Below are 13,710 nucleotides of genomic sequence, written 5' to 3'. Positions count from 1 at the left end.
GGAATGTCAACCTGCATGACTCGTGGCGGTGCGGGAGACCGGCATGATGTGGGCGAACTTGCTGCGGGCGTTCCAGGTCGGGAAGGCTCTTGCGAGCGACAGGTCGCCGTCGAGCTGGATGCGGTCCTCGCGGGTGGCTTGGGACCAACTGAGCCGGCCGGCGTGCCATTTCACGAACGCTTCGGCTTCCGCCGTGATGTAGAGGTCCTCGTCGAAGCCAGGGTAAGTCTTGCAGATCTCGGTGTCTCCGAGCTCGATGAGTAGCCAATAGCGCTCCCGGTGTGGGCGGCCGGTGAAGTCGAAGCGGATGACGACGCGTCGATCCGGGAGCCGGTCCCGGCGGAGCGCCTTGCACATCGACCACAGGGCCACAAAGGGGTCTAGGTGCTGGGGGGCGATCTCGAGCCAATGCGCGCCCCACTCGCCGAGCGATTGGCAGACCGTGAAGAGGTCGTGGCCCGCGGACGTGAGCTCGTAGTGGCGCCCGCGCCCGTCGGGCTTGGGATTCGACTCGACGACACCGACCCATTCGAGCTGCTTGAGCCGCTCCGAGAGCAGGGTCCGGGAGAGTCCGGGCGCGCCCTCCAAAATCTCGCTGAAGTTTCCGCAGCCAAGGTGCAGGTTGCGGATGATCAGCGGCGTCCAGCGCTCGGCGAAAATCTCGGCGCCACGGGCGATGGGGCAGTACTGGCCGTATGTCCTCATGACAGTCGTCCTCACAACAGCAGTGTTGCGCATCCGCATCCGATTGTGGAGTCCAGATTGTTGACTATACGGCAGCGGCCCGCTGTGGTCCGATGTGGCCTCTCTCGACGAGAGGAGGACACGATGACGACGCCTATGACGACAACAACGTACGCAGAAGCTTACCACGGGAGCATGCAGCCAACCGTCGCGGAAATCGACGGGTTCCGAGGCCGGCTGATCAGTGCCAGCCACGCCGACTACGATGTCGCCCGTGCAATCTGGAACGGCGCCATTGACCGGCGCCCGCATCTGATCGCCCGATGCATCGGGACCGCCGACGTAGTCGCGGCCGTGCGTTTCGCTCGCGACCACGATCTGGAGATCGCCATACGGGGCGGAGGCCACGGCGTGGCGGGCACCGCCGTTTGCGACGACGGGATCGTCATCGACCTCTCGGCGATGCGGGGCGTGCAGGTCGATCCCGCCGGCCGCAGGGCGTGGGTGCAGGGTGGCGCGCTGTGGGGCGACGTCGACCGCGAGACGCAGGCGCACGGCCTGGCCACCACCGGCGGAATCGTCAGCCATACCGGAGTCGCCGGGCTCACCCTCGGCGGTGGCATCGGCTGGCTGATGCGCAAGCATGGCCTCGCGGTCGACAACCTCCTCGCTGCCGACGTTGTGACGGCCGACGGCGAGCGGCTGCGGGCGTCCGAGGACGAGCACCCCGACCTGTTCTGGGCGTTGCGCGGCGGCGGCGGCAACTTCGGCGTGGTCACCTCGTTCGAGTTCCGCCTCCACCCCGTCGGGCCCACGGTTCTGGCCGGGCCCATCCTCTGGGACGCGAGCGACGCGGGAGAGGTCCTCCGCTTCTATCGCGACTTTATCCGCGACGCTCCCGACGAGCTCGGCACGGTCGTAAAATTCTGCACCGTGCCGCCTCTATCGGTCATCCCCGAGGAACTGCACTGGCGCCCGGTGGTGATGGTGGGCGCGTGCTACGCCGGGCCGATCGAGGACGGCGAGAAGGCGCTTCGCCCGCTCCGCGCGTTTCGGACTCCCCTCCTCGATCTGGCCGGGCCCAAGCCATACGTGGTATTCCAGAGCGCGCTCGACTCGACCGTCCTCCACGGTTGGAACTACTACTGGAAGGCCACGCACCTCCCCGCGCTCCGCGACGACCTCATCGACGTGATCGCCGGGCACGTATTCTCCTGCTCGTCGCCACGGTCGTATGTGGCAATGTTCCATCTGAAGGGGGCGGTGAGCCGAGTGGCCGAGGGCGCGACGGCGTTCGGGAACCGGCAAGCGTCGCACGCGATCATCGTCCACGCTGCGTGGCGGCCCGGCGAGGATTTCGGCGACCGAGAGACGGCCTGGACGAGGGGGGTCCTCGCAGCTCTTGGACGCTTCCGCAAAGGCGTCTACGTCAATTTCCTCGGCGGCGACGAAGACCCGGGCCGGGTCCGCGAGGCGTACGGCGACTCCGTCTTTGACCGGCTGGCTGACGTGAAGTCCTCGTACGACCCCAACAACGTCTTCCACCATAACCAGAACATCCGCCCGGGGCTAAGTGCCGGTGTGAGCGGTTCCGACGGTCGTGCGATACTTGATAAATTTGGGGTGGTGTTGAATGGGTGCGCCGCTGCCGGAGGCGCCTGGGCGAGTGCATAACCGGGCGCTGGGGCTGCGCGGTCGTGAATGACCGGTATCGGCGCATCTTCCCCTATTGCGTGGCGCTGTCGGGTCATCGCGCCGCTTATGTCGAGATGCTGTGCACGCGCGGCGCCTCGCCGACCTTCAGCCGCGACCCGCGCGACGCGGTCAACCGTTTCATGGCGTTCGCCGTTCCCTTCGGCTCGGTCGCCAATGCCGAGCAATTGCAGCGCGGCCTACATGTGGCGATCAGCGACAAGGTGCGCATCCCACCAGCCTCGATCGACCCGGCAATCAAGAACTACCACTGGCTCGACCTGGTGCGAGGCCTCTACGACGCCTACGACCGCGGCGCCGAGACCGCGCTGCTCCTCGATTTCAACGGCAATGTCGCGGAAGGCCCCGGCTTCAACGTCTTTTGCGTGGATGACGGCAAACTGTCGACGCCGGCTGTCGGCGTGCTGCCAGGCATCACCCGCCGCACCGTCTTCGATCTGTGCGCGGAGGCAGGGCTTGCCGTTGCAGCGGCCGATGTCAGCGTCGCTGCGCTGCGTCAGTCCGATGAGGTCTTCATCACCTCGACCGCCGGCGGCATCATGCCGGTGACGATGATCGACGGTATTCCGGTCGCGGACGGCAAGGTCGGCGCGATTACCAGGCGCCTGATGGCGGCCTATTGGCAAAAGCACGAAGACCCGGACTGGTCGAGCCCGGTGCGCTATCCCTGACCATTCCTGGCCTCAGGCCCGGTAAATCCACTGCTCGGGGACACGCACCGAAATGTCCTCGCCCGTGGTGATGCGGCCTGGTTTTTCCACCCAGGCGACGAGGCCGCGCAACCGCTTTGCCGCCTTCGGGAACAACAGCGCGCCGGCTTCGTGGTCGGCCATTCCGGCATTTTCGGCGACCGATCGCCCGGCGATGCGGCAAGGTCCGTTCTGCGCGTCGACCTTGACGGTGACGCCGCCTTTGAAGAACAGCAGCGTGCCGGACGGCAGCATCGAGAGCTGCGGCAGGCCTTCGATCAACAGATTGGCGCCGATCCATTCCGGCTCGATCTCGGCGATGCCCATTCGCTGAGCGACGATCGCCAATTCGTCCGCGGCCACAACAGACAGCTGCCGCTCGTTGCGCATCTCGGTGCCGCGTGGATACCAGGGCTCGCGCCCGCCGGAGCGCCGCGTCGCGCCGGCGTGGAAATCGCCCTCGATGCCATCGAAGCCAAGCCGCAATTCATCCACCGCGCGTGTCTGGAAATGATCTGATGGCGCCACGTAAAGCCCGGCCACCCGCGCGGCAAGTTTCCGCGCCGGGATGATTTCGACCGGATTTTCGGCCTCGGGGAAGAGATCCGGCATGGGCGTCATTCCTTGCATGATGCGCGCAATTAGCCGCAGTCAGTTCGTCAGGTCCAGTCGAAAGCGCTGATGCTCCAATCAAGCAGACTGATGCGATTGCACCGGCGCCCTATAGTGCCGGTGCCGTTCGCGCCAAGATCGATCAGAGCATGCGCAACAGCGCCCCGCCGATCGAATAGCCGGCGCCGAAGGCGCAAAGCAGGCCATAGTCGCCGGCGTTCATGTCGGCGTGGTTTTCCGACAAGGCGACGACCGCACCGGCGCCGGCGGTGTTGCCGAGGCGATCCAGCACCATCGGCGCGCGGTCATGGCCGACCTCGTGGCCGAACGACAGCTTCAGGATCATGGCGTTCATCCGGGCATTGGCCTGATGCAGCCAGAAGCGCCGGATCGCCTGCGGCGTCAGCCCATGCTCGGCCAGGAACTCGACGATGAACTGGTGCCCGGCGACGGTGACTTCCTTGAACACCTTGTTGCCGACCTGCTTGATCAGGTTGCCTTCCAGATTGATCATATACGGATCGTCCTGGGCGGTGCGCGTGTAATAGCCGAGATTGGTGCGGATGTTGTTGGACATCTGCGTCCAGGTGCGGGTGTCGAGCACCTCGAAGCGTCCCGGCCGCTTGTCGCCCTGGGCAAGCCCCTCGACGACCATCGAGACCGAAGCATCGCCGAAGATGAAATGCGTCTGCCGGTCGCGGAAATTGAGATGGCCGGTGATGATCTCGGGCGTCGTCACCAGCACGCGCCTGTGTGCGCCCGCCCGCACCAGATTGACCGCGATATGCAACGCCGCCGCCGCCGACGAGCAGCCAAGGCCCATGTCGAAGCCGGCGCCCTTGGTGCCCATCGCCTGCTGCATCTCGATGGCGATCGCCGGATAGGGCCGCTGGTGATGCGAGGCCGAGCAGATCACCAGGTCGATATCTGACGGCTCCACGCCGGCATGGTCGAGCGCCTTCCTGGCCGATGCGATGCCGAACTCGGCTTCCAGCGACAGCGCGTCGTCAGGCCGCGCCGGAATGCGCGGCGCCATGCGGGTCGGGTCGAGAATGCCTTCCCGCTCGATCACATGGCGCGTCTGCACGCCCGAAGCATGGACGATGAAGGCGCTGTCCGACTTCTGCAGCAGCGTCTCGCCCGAAGCCTGGCGGCGGACATTCTCCATCTCGACCCAGGCATTGAAGCTGTCGACCAATTCCTCATTGGTGATCGACGGCTCGGGGATTTCAACGCCGATGCCGCTGATGATGACGCGATGCATTTTCAGTTCGTCCCCATGCGCAGGCGCTACGGCTTGATGTGGGCGCCGCGAGAGTTCGGCGCAACATTATTCGCATCAAGCTAGTTTAAGCCGGCTTAAATCAAGGGCCTGAGGCAAAAGACCACAACCTTGCGCGGCTGAAATGCGCATTGTGGCGAAACCGAATCAGCGCAGCCAGGCAGTGCGTCTCGGAATGGCCAATCGTTTCTAGGCAGCGCGCCGCGCGACGATGAACAGGCGGGGAAAGCGCAGCAGCACCTTGCCGTTCGCCGTCTTCGGATAGGCTTCGGTTATCCCCGCGGTGTAGCGCGTGAGAAAAAGCCGCCGCTCGGCCGCGTCGAGCGGATCGAGGAACGGCTTCAGCCCCGTCGACTTCAGCCACTCGACGATCGCTTCGGCATCGGCCAGCGGATGATTGTAGGCGGTGTGCCAGATGTCGAGCCGGTCGCAGAGCAGCGACAAGAGATCGTAATAGAACGACACCGGCGGCAGCGGCCCGCGCGCAGCACCGTCGAACTTTTCGGCAAACGGCATTTCGGCCGCCGTCTCGCGCATCAGCCGGTGCGAGGGCTCGCCCATATTATCGGGCATCTGCACGGCAAGCGCGCCGCCCGGCGCCAAAAGTCCCATCAGCCGCTGGAAGATCGCCGGATGCTCGGGCAGCCACTGGAACACCGCATTGGCGAAAATCACGTCGACCGGCTCTTCGGGCTGCCACGCCGCCGCATCGGCCAGTTCGAAGGCCACATCCGGCAGACGCGCCCTCGCCTTCTCGATCATGTCAGGCGAGCTGTCCAAACCGCTGACCTCAGCGCTCGGCCAGCGCTCGACCAGCAATTGCGTCGAATTGCCCGGCCCGCAGCCGATATCGACCACCCGGCGCGGGGTTTCCACCGGCACTTGTGCCACAAGGTCACGCGCGGGCCGCGTGCGTTCGTCCTCGAATTTGAGATATTGGGCGGCGGACCAGTCGGGTTTTGCTTTTGCGGCAGTGTTGTTCATCGATAGACCTCGCGACGGTTGCCGACCTCCACAACCAGCACGACAAGCCGGCTATCCTCGAATTGGGCGATGATTCTGTAGTCGCCGACGCGAAAACGCCAAGCCTCTTGCTTGGTAGCGGTCAGGCCCTTGGCAAGCGCTCTTGGATTGGGGTGCTCCGAAACTCTTTGATGCAGGAATTCGAGGATGCGCCGCTGATCTTTCGTTGAAAGCCGTTCGATATCCTTTTCGGCTTGCCGCGTGAACTCGACACGCCAACTCATTCAGCGGCAGGTTTCTTGCGCCGTTCCGTTGCTTCGCGAAGCTCAAGCTTCCGGATCACGTCTTCCAACGGAATGCGAGCACCGTCGTCATCCCTCAAGCGTTCCTCCGCAATCCTCGCGTCCTGCCAATCCTCGATGGTCTCGAGAATCGCTTCAACTGCAACCTGATCGACCGTACGGCCGCTGGCCCTCGCCATATCGGCCAGCAGCGTCTCGGCTTCTTGCGGCAATTTGACCGTGATCATGGCAACTCCACTCGATCAATTTAGGTCAAACGACGATCGCCTGCAACCGATCGAACCTTACCGCGTCAGCCGCTTATACGTCATGCGGTGCGGATTGACGGCATCGGGCCCGAGGCGGCGGATCTTGTCCTGCTCGTAATCCTCGAAATTGCCTTCGAACCATTCGACATGGCTGTCGCCCTCGAAGGCAAGGATGTGCGTCGCCAGCCGGTCGAGGAACATGCGGTCGTGCGAGATGATGACGGCGCAGCCGGCGAAGTTTTCCAGCGCGTCTTCGAGCGCCGCCAGCGTTTCCGTATCGAGATCGTTGGTCGGTTCGTCGAGCAGTAGCACGTTGCCGCCGGTCTTCAGCATCTTGGCAAGGTGCACGCGGTTGCGCTGGCCGCCGGAGAGGTTGCCGACCTTCTGCTGCTGATCGCCGCCACGGAAATTGAACGACGCGCAATAGGCGCGGGTGTTGGCCTCGAACTTGCCCAGCTTGACCACTTCGGCGCCGCCCGAGATTTCTTCCCACACGGTCTTGGTCGGGTCGAGTGCATCGCGGCTCTGGTCGACGTAGCCGAGCTTGACGGTCTCGCCGACGCGGATCGTGCCGGCATCCGGCTTTTCCTGGCCGGTGATCATGCGAAACAGCGTCGTCTTGCCGGCGCCGTTCGGGCCGATGACGCCGACGATGCCGCCGGGCGGCAGCTTGAATTCGAGATCGTCGATCAGCAGCGTGTCGCCAAAGCCCTTCGACAGGCCCTCGACCTCGATCACCACATTGCCGAGCCGCTCGCCATGCGGAATGACGATCTGGGTGTCGCTCGGACGCCGCCTGTCGGCTGCATCCAGCAGATCCTGGAACGCCTGGATGCGCGCTTTCGACTTGGTCTGCCGTGCTTTCGGGCTGGACTGGATCCACTCACGCTCGCGGCCGATCGCCCGCTGGCGCGCGTCGTCCTCGCGGCCCTCCTGCTTGAGCCGCTTGGCCTTTGCCTCGAGATATTTGGTGTAGTTGCCCTCATAGGGGATGCCGCGACCGCGGTCGAGCTCGAGGATCCAGCCGGTGACATTGTCGAGGAAGTAGCGATCGTGGGTGATGATCATCACCGCGCCGGGATAGGCGCGCAGATGCTTTTCCAGCCACGCCGTCGTCTCGGCGTCGAGATGGTTGGTCGGCTCGTCGAGCAGCAGAAGGTCGGGCTGACGCAGCAGCAACTGGCACAGTGCCACGCGGCGGCGCTCGCCGCCCGACAGCTTGGTGACGTCGGCTTCCTTGGGCGGGCAGCCCAGTGCTTCCATCGCCATCTCGACCTGCTGTTCGAGATCCCACAGGTTGAGCCGGTCCATCTCGTCCTGGAGCTTGGCCGACTCGTCGGCCGTCTCGTCGGAATAGTTCATCATCAATTCGTTGTAGCGTTCGATGATCGCGGTCTTGGCGGCGACGCCTTCCATAACGTTCTCGAACACGGTCTTGCTCGCATCGAGCGCCGGCTCCTGCGCCAGGTAGCCGACGGTGGCGCCTTCGGCCAGCCACGCCTCGCCGCTCCACTCCTTGTCGATGCCGGCCATGATCTTGAGGATGGTCGATTTGCCGGCGCCGTTCGGCCCGAGGATGCCGATCTTGGCGTCGGGGTAGAAGGAGAGATGGATATTCTCGAGCACCTTCTTGGTGCCATAGGCCTTGTTGAGGCCGGCCATGTGATAGATGAACTGGCGTGCCACGCGCGCTTTCCCTGAAAAGTCGACTGGAATGTCGGATTGAATGGAAGTTGCGCGCTATGTAGGCGATGGCGCGCCGAACGGCAAACTGTTTTGGCATTTCGAACCGGCCTTCGGGCCGAGACGGGCGCTACCGCGCCGAGAATGGTGGATTGCGAGAACCGGAGCGGAGCGTACTTTCGGGTACGCTGGCGCATAAGCTCCCGCCGGCTCGGCGTGTCACTGGAATGCGATCGGATCGACGATGCCTTTCGGACAGCCGGCATTGTTCGTCGGCACTGAGGCCAGCAACAGCTCACTGAGCGAAGCGTTCGGGCCGATCGGGCCGGTCAGGCCGAGCGTCAGTTCGCCGATCAGCCGCCTGCCGCTCGAAGGATCGTTCACGCAGGAGACGCGAACCCGCTTGCCGGCGCCGGGACCGAAGGCACGGTCGAAGGCGCTGCGGATCTGGTCCGACGTCAGCTCCTGACCAATGCTTTGCGTGAAAACATTGCGCACTGGTGAAGCGTTCACCGCGCGCGTCAAGTTCAGCGCATCGGAAAAATACGCCTGCTGGCTCTTGCCGTAACAGGTGCCATGCTTGATCCACTCATGCCTGTCGAGGGCGGATGCGGTGCCTGGCATCACTTGATCGAGCTCCGACCGCGTGTTCGGCTCGAGCTCGACCGGCGGCAGGTCCTGCCAGCGCGCCGGATTGTCGTTCGCCTTGTCGGCCGCTGCCACCTGGCAATAGAAGTTTCCGTTCGGCTGCGGCCACAGCCCATGCAAGGTGAAATGCGTCGCCTCGAAACTGGCCGCGGTCTGCGCCTTGCATTCGGTCTTGCCCGGCCTGGTTTCGCAAAACGCCGGCTGCCAGCTCAGCGCGAGGACATATTCGGGCTTTCCCGAAGCCGGCGCAGCAGGCTTCTTCCGGTCGGCCGGCCCCGGCGCTGCCGATTCCCCGGACGCGCCGCCACCCAAAACATGGCCGCAATCGACCTTCACCCAGCGGCGCTCCGGATCGGCGCCGGGCACGCGGATCAGATAATGCGTGGGAGCATCCTTGTTGCCAGCCAGAAGCTCATAGCTCTGTCCCGCGTCGGTCGCGATATTGCCGGGGTTCTTGCCGCCCTTGATGGCCTGCGTCGCTGGACAGGTGGCGTCGGCGACGAAGGAGCCACTCATCTTGACCTCGGCCCGCGCAGCACCCGTCAGCGACACGGCGATGAGCGCCAATCCGAAAACAAGACCTGTCAGCGTACGCATAGGTACTCTCCGGTTGAAAAATGCCGTGGCAGCAGACTGCCGCCCTCTCTCGGTAGCAAATTCTCGATGTCAGAATTGCGATACCCGCGTTGCGACGCAAGAACAGCGCTGCCAAACACCGCCAACGGATTGACGCAAAACCGGCGTCAGCGCACACAAACGTTCGCAGGCGCTAAAGACGCGTTGGAGACGAATCGACAATGTCATTCAGCCAGCAGCGTGTGCTGCGATCGCCGACCGGCGCGGCGCTCAACCTTTACGTGAAACGCGCCGAGGGCCGCGCACGCGCGGTCGTCCAGATCAATCACGGACTGGCCGAACACGCGGCGCGCTATGTCCGCTTCGCTACCTTTCTGGGCGAGTGCGGCTACCATGTCTATGCCCATGACCATCGCGGCCATGGCGCAACCAGGGCGCCAGACGCTCCGCTCGGCACATTCGCCAAAGTGGATGGCGGCGCCAAGGTCATCGCCGATGTCGCCGCCGTGCACGACCTGATCGCCGGCGACCATCCCGGCCTGCCGGTCATCGTCTTCGGCCATTCCATGGGCGGCCTCGTCGCGCTGAATTTCATGCTTCATCATTCGAACCGGCTGCACGCCGCCGCCATCTGGAACGCCAATTTTTCCGCCGGGCTCGCCAGCCGTGCCGCGCAAATCTTCCTGGCCTGGGAAAAATTCCGGCTCGGCTCCGACATGCCGTCGCGCCTGCTGCCGAAACTGACCTTCCAGGCCTGGGGCAAAGCCGTCCCCGATCACCGCACGCCGTTCGACTGGCTGTCGCGCGACGCAGCCGAAGTCGACAAATACATCGCCGATCCGCTGTGCGGCTGGGATGCCTCGGTGTCGATGTGGCGCGACCTGTTCGGCTTCGTCTTCGACGGCGCCGACGACGCCAAATTTTCCGGCGTCCGCAAGACCCTGCCGATCTGCCTGGTCGGCGGCGAAAAGGATCCCGCCACCGACGGCGGCAAGGCGGTCAGGCAGCTCGCTGGGCGCCTGCACAGGATGGGCTTTTCGAATCTCGTTTCAAAGGTTTACGCCGAGACCCGCCACGAAAGCCTGAACGAGGTGAATCGAAATATCATCATGGACGATTTCGCCGCATGGGCCGACAGCGTGCTGAAACAAGCCTGATGGAGATTGGCCTGATCGGGTTTGGCCCATTGCAAGAGCCGTGACTTCGGCACGCGGGATTGATAGTGCATGTTGCCCAAAAGTGCGCAGCGGTTTTGGGATAACGACATGCATAAAAAACTAGAGCCTGCGTTTCCGATCAATCACGGTGATCCATGACCGAGCCTCCACTGAAAGGCATCCGCGTAATCGAGCTCGCCCGCATCCTGGCCGGGCCGTGGGCGGGGCAATTGCTTGCCGATCTCGGCGCCGACGTCATCAAGGTCGAGAGCCCGGATGGCGGCGACGATACCCGCAAATGGGGTCCGCCCTTCGTCATGAGCCATGACGGCGAAAACCTTTCGGCCGCCTATTACCATTCCTGCAATCGCGGCAAGCGCTCCATCGCCATCGATTTCTCGACGCCCGAGGGCGCAGCGACAGTGCGCCGGCTGGCCGCGACATCGGACGTGCTGATCGAGAACTTCAAGCTCGGCGGGCTGAAGAAATACCGCCTCGACTATGAGAGCCTCAGGGAAATCAACCCGCGGCTGATTTATTGCTCGATCACCGGCTTCGGCCAGGACGGGCCCTATGCACCGCGCGCCGGCTATGACTTCATCATCCAGGGGATGGCCGGCATGATGTCGATCACCGGCGAGGCTGGCCGCGAGCCGCAAAAGGCCGGTGTCGCCATATCGGACATTTTCACCGGCCTCTATTCGGTAATCGCCATCCAGGCCGCACTTCGCCATGCCGAAAAGACCGGCGAAGGCCAGCATATCGACGTGGCGCTCTACGACAGCCAGATCTCGGCGCTCGGCAACCAGAACCTCAATTATCTGGTCTCGGGAAAATCGCCGGTGCAGATGGGCAACGCGCATATGAACATCGCGCCCTACGAAGTGGTGCCGGTCAGGGACGGCCACATCATCCTGGCCATCGGCAATGACGGCCAGTTCGCCAAATTCTGCGCCGCCGTCGGATTGGACGACCTGCCATCCGACCCCGATTTTGCCACCAATCCCGCCCGGGTCGCCAACCGGGCGACACTGCGCGAGCATATAATCGAGGCGCTGAAAACCTTCGATCGCGATCCGCTGCTGGCCAGGCTGGAGGCGGCAGGCGTGCCTGCCAGCCCGATCAACACGATCGGCGAGATGTTCGCCGACCCGCAGACCATCGCGCGCGGCATGCGGCTCGACCTCGACGACGGCCACGGCAATCTGTTGCCCTCGGTGCGCGCGCCGATGGTCATGTCGGCCACGCCGTTGGTCTATGAGCGGCCCTCGCCGCGTCTCGGCGAACACACCGAAGAAATCCTTGCCGAACTGGAGAGGTCAGGAAAATGAAGACCGGCGGACAACTGATCGTCGAAGCACTCGAAGCCAACGGAACGGATCGTATCTATTGCGTGCCCGGCGAGTCCTACCTTGCGGTGCTCGACGCGCTGCACGATTCGCCGATCCGCACCATCGTCTGCCGCCAGGAAGGCGGCGCCGCGATGATGGCCGATTGCCATGGCCGGCTGACCGGCAAGCCAGGCATCTGCTTCGTCACCCGCGGCCCCGGCGCCACCAACGCCTCGGCCGGCATCCACATCGCCATGCAGGATTCGGTGCCCGTCATCCTGTTCATCGGCCAGGTCGCCAGCCACGCCAAGCATCGCGAGGCTTTTCAAGAGGTCGACTATGTCAGGTTCTTCGACGACATCGCCAAATGGGTGGTCGAGATCGACGACGCCGCGCGCATTCCCGAATTCGTCACCCGCGCCTTCGCGGTGGCGACGTCCGGCCGTCCCGGCCCGGTGGTCATCTCGCTGCCGGAAGACATGCTGACCAGCCTTGCCGAGGCACCAGCAGCCCTGCCCTATACGCCGGTCGAAACCCGGCCGGGCGAGGCCGAGCTCGACGCGCTGGAAACATTGCTCGGCAAAGCAAAACGCCCCTTTGTCATTCTCGGCGGCACGCGCTGGGATGCGGCGGCCGTCGCGCGGATGCGGACGATCGCCGAAGCCTGGTCGCTGCCGGTCGGCTGCTCCTTCCGCCGCCAGATGCTGTTCGATCATCTCCACCCCAACTATGCCGGCGATGTCGGCATCGGCATCAACCCGAAGCTGGCGACCGCCATCAAGCAGGCCGACCTCGTGCTGCTGATCGGCGGCCGCATGGGCGAGATGCCGTCCTCCGACTACACGCTGCTCAAGAGCCCCTACCCCGACCAGTCGCTGGTCCATGTCCATGCCGACGCCGGCGAGCTCGGCCGTGTCTACCGGCCGACGCTGGCGATCAACGCCTCGCCGTCCGCCTTCGTCGAAGCCTTTGCCGGGCGCAAGCCGGCCGCCACGCCGGTCTGGGCGGATGAAACACCCAAGCTGCACGCCGCCTATCTCGACTGGTCGACACCGCCTGAAAGCGGTCCCGGCGCCGTCCAGATGGGACCGATCATGAACTATCTCGAAAAAATGCTGCCCGACGATGCGATCCTCACCAACGGCGCCGGCAACTACGCCACCTGGGTGCACCGCTTCCACCGTTCCCGCCGCTTTGCCACGCAGGCAGCACCGACCTCCGGCTCGATGGGCTATGGCACGCCGGCAGCGGTCGCCGCCAAGGAATTGTTCCCCGAGCGCGACGTGATCGCCTTTGCCGGCGACGGCTGCTTCCTGATGAACGGCCAGGAATTCGCCACCGCCGTGCAGTACGATCTGCCGATCATCGTCGTCGTCGTCAACAATGGCATCTACGGCACCATCCGCATGCATCAGGAGCGTGAATATCCGGGCCGCGTCGTCGCCACGGATTTGAAGAATCCCGACTTCGCGGCGCTCGCCCGCGCTTATGGCGGCCATGGCGAAACCGTCGAGAAGACGGCCGACTTCGCGCCGGCCTTCGAGCGCGCCCGCGCCAGCGGCAAGCCGGCGATCGTCGAGATCAGGCTCGACCCCGAGGCGATCACGCCGACCCGGACGATGACGCAGATACGCGACAGGTCGTGAGCGCAGGGGCATAGCTAGTCAGGCCGAGTTCCTTCGCGCCCCCCTCTGCCCTGCCGGGCATCTCCCCCACTTGGGGGGAGATCGGCAGCTTCATTGGCCTGCCTTTCCTCCGACGTTGAAAATTGGCGAAAGCGATTGTGACATCCGATCTCCCCCCTCGTGGGGGAGATGTCCGG

General features: G+C 64.3%; 12 protein-coding genes and 1 pseudogene. 5 read left to right on the top strand and 8 right to left on the bottom strand.

Annotation, left to right across the window (positions count from 1 at the left end; translation table 11 throughout):
- Positions 1–6: 6 nt before the first annotated feature.
- Entirely contained in the window at positions 7–705 is a 699-nt protein-coding gene (locus tag JG739_RS14180) for a winged helix-turn-helix transcriptional regulator (RefSeq protein WP_202366985.1), read from the bottom strand.
- 123 nt (positions 706–828) lie between these two features.
- Here JG739_RS14180 and JG739_RS14175 point away from each other — a divergent pair, with 123 nt between their 5' ends.
- Positions 829–2,358 carry an FAD-binding oxidoreductase gene (locus tag JG739_RS14175; protein WP_202366984.1) on the top strand — a complete coding sequence of 510 codons (1,530 nt, stop codon included), beginning with the start codon at positions 829–831 and terminating at the stop codon, positions 2,356–2,358.
- Between the two features lie 50 nt (positions 2,359–2,408).
- Positions 2,409–3,068 (top strand): annotated as a pseudogene (locus tag JG739_RS14170) (aminotransferase class IV); the annotation flags it as partial.
- A 12-nt stretch (positions 3,069–3,080) separates the two neighbouring features.
- On the opposite strand, the gene JG739_RS14165 reads toward JG739_RS14170, so the two are convergent.
- The 7 genes from JG739_RS14165 to JG739_RS14135 all read right to left on the bottom strand — a co-directional run bounded on the left by JG739_RS14165 (position 3,081) and on the right by JG739_RS14135 (position 9,421).
- A complete protein-coding gene (locus JG739_RS14165; RefSeq protein ID WP_202366983.1) occupies positions 3,081–3,698 on the bottom strand; it encodes an MOSC domain-containing protein in 618 nt (205 codons plus the stop codon).
- A gap of 142 nt (positions 3,699–3,840) precedes the next feature.
- A complete protein-coding gene (locus JG739_RS14160) occupies positions 3,841–4,962 on the bottom strand; it encodes a beta-ketoacyl-ACP synthase III (RefSeq protein WP_202366982.1) in 1,122 nt (373 codons plus the stop codon).
- 207 nt (positions 4,963–5,169) lie between these two features.
- Complete coding sequence (gene tam, locus JG739_RS14155) at positions 5,170–5,964, bottom strand: trans-aconitate 2-methyltransferase (RefSeq protein WP_202366981.1); 795 nt, start codon at positions 5,962–5,964, stop codon at positions 5,170–5,172.
- Positions 5,961–6,227 (bottom strand): type II toxin-antitoxin system RelE family toxin, encoded by a 267-nt coding sequence (locus tag JG739_RS14150; RefSeq protein WP_202366980.1) that lies wholly within the window; start codon positions 6,225–6,227, stop codon positions 5,961–5,963. The genes tam and JG739_RS14150 overlap by 4 nt, the downstream gene beginning before the upstream one ends.
- A complete protein-coding gene (locus tag JG739_RS14145) occupies positions 6,224–6,472 on the bottom strand; it encodes a DUF6290 family protein (RefSeq protein ID WP_202366979.1) in 249 nt (82 codons plus the stop codon). Before JG739_RS14145 ends, JG739_RS14150 begins: the two co-directional genes overlap by 4 nt.
- Before the next feature lie 57 nt (positions 6,473–6,529).
- Positions 6,530–8,179 (bottom strand): energy-dependent translational throttle protein EttA, encoded by a 1,650-nt coding sequence (gene ettA, locus JG739_RS14140; RefSeq protein ID WP_202366978.1) that lies wholly within the window; start codon positions 8,177–8,179, stop codon positions 6,530–6,532.
- Between the two features lie 216 nt (positions 8,180–8,395).
- Entirely contained in the window at positions 8,396–9,421 is a 1,026-nt protein-coding gene (locus JG739_RS14135) for a ribonuclease T2 family protein (protein WP_202366977.1), read from the bottom strand.
- Positions 9,422–9,621: 200 nt separating this feature from the next.
- Between JG739_RS14135 and JG739_RS14130 the strand changes: the two genes are divergently transcribed.
- From JG739_RS14130 to JG739_RS14120, 3 genes are all read left to right on the top strand, one after another.
- On the top strand, positions 9,622–10,557 hold the full coding sequence (locus tag JG739_RS14130; protein WP_202366976.1) for an alpha/beta fold hydrolase: 936 nt from the start codon (positions 9,622–9,624) through the stop codon (positions 10,555–10,557).
- 155 nt (positions 10,558–10,712) lie between these two features.
- On the top strand, positions 10,713–11,888 hold the full coding sequence (locus JG739_RS14125) for a CaiB/BaiF CoA transferase family protein (RefSeq protein ID WP_202366975.1): 1,176 nt from the start codon (positions 10,713–10,715) through the stop codon (positions 11,886–11,888).
- Positions 11,885–13,534 (top strand): thiamine pyrophosphate-binding protein, encoded by a 1,650-nt coding sequence (locus tag JG739_RS14120; protein ID WP_202366974.1) that lies wholly within the window; start codon positions 11,885–11,887, stop codon positions 13,532–13,534. The genes JG739_RS14125 and JG739_RS14120 overlap by 4 nt, the downstream gene beginning before the upstream one ends.
- Positions 13,535–13,710: the final 176 nt, after the last annotated feature.

This window comes from Mesorhizobium sp. L-2-11 (assembly GCF_016756595.1).
Lineage (GTDB): Bacteria > Pseudomonadota > Alphaproteobacteria > Rhizobiales > Rhizobiaceae > Mesorhizobium.
The sequence above is the reverse complement of the archived record's forward strand: the minus strand, read 5'-3'. Positions and strand labels throughout refer to the sequence as shown.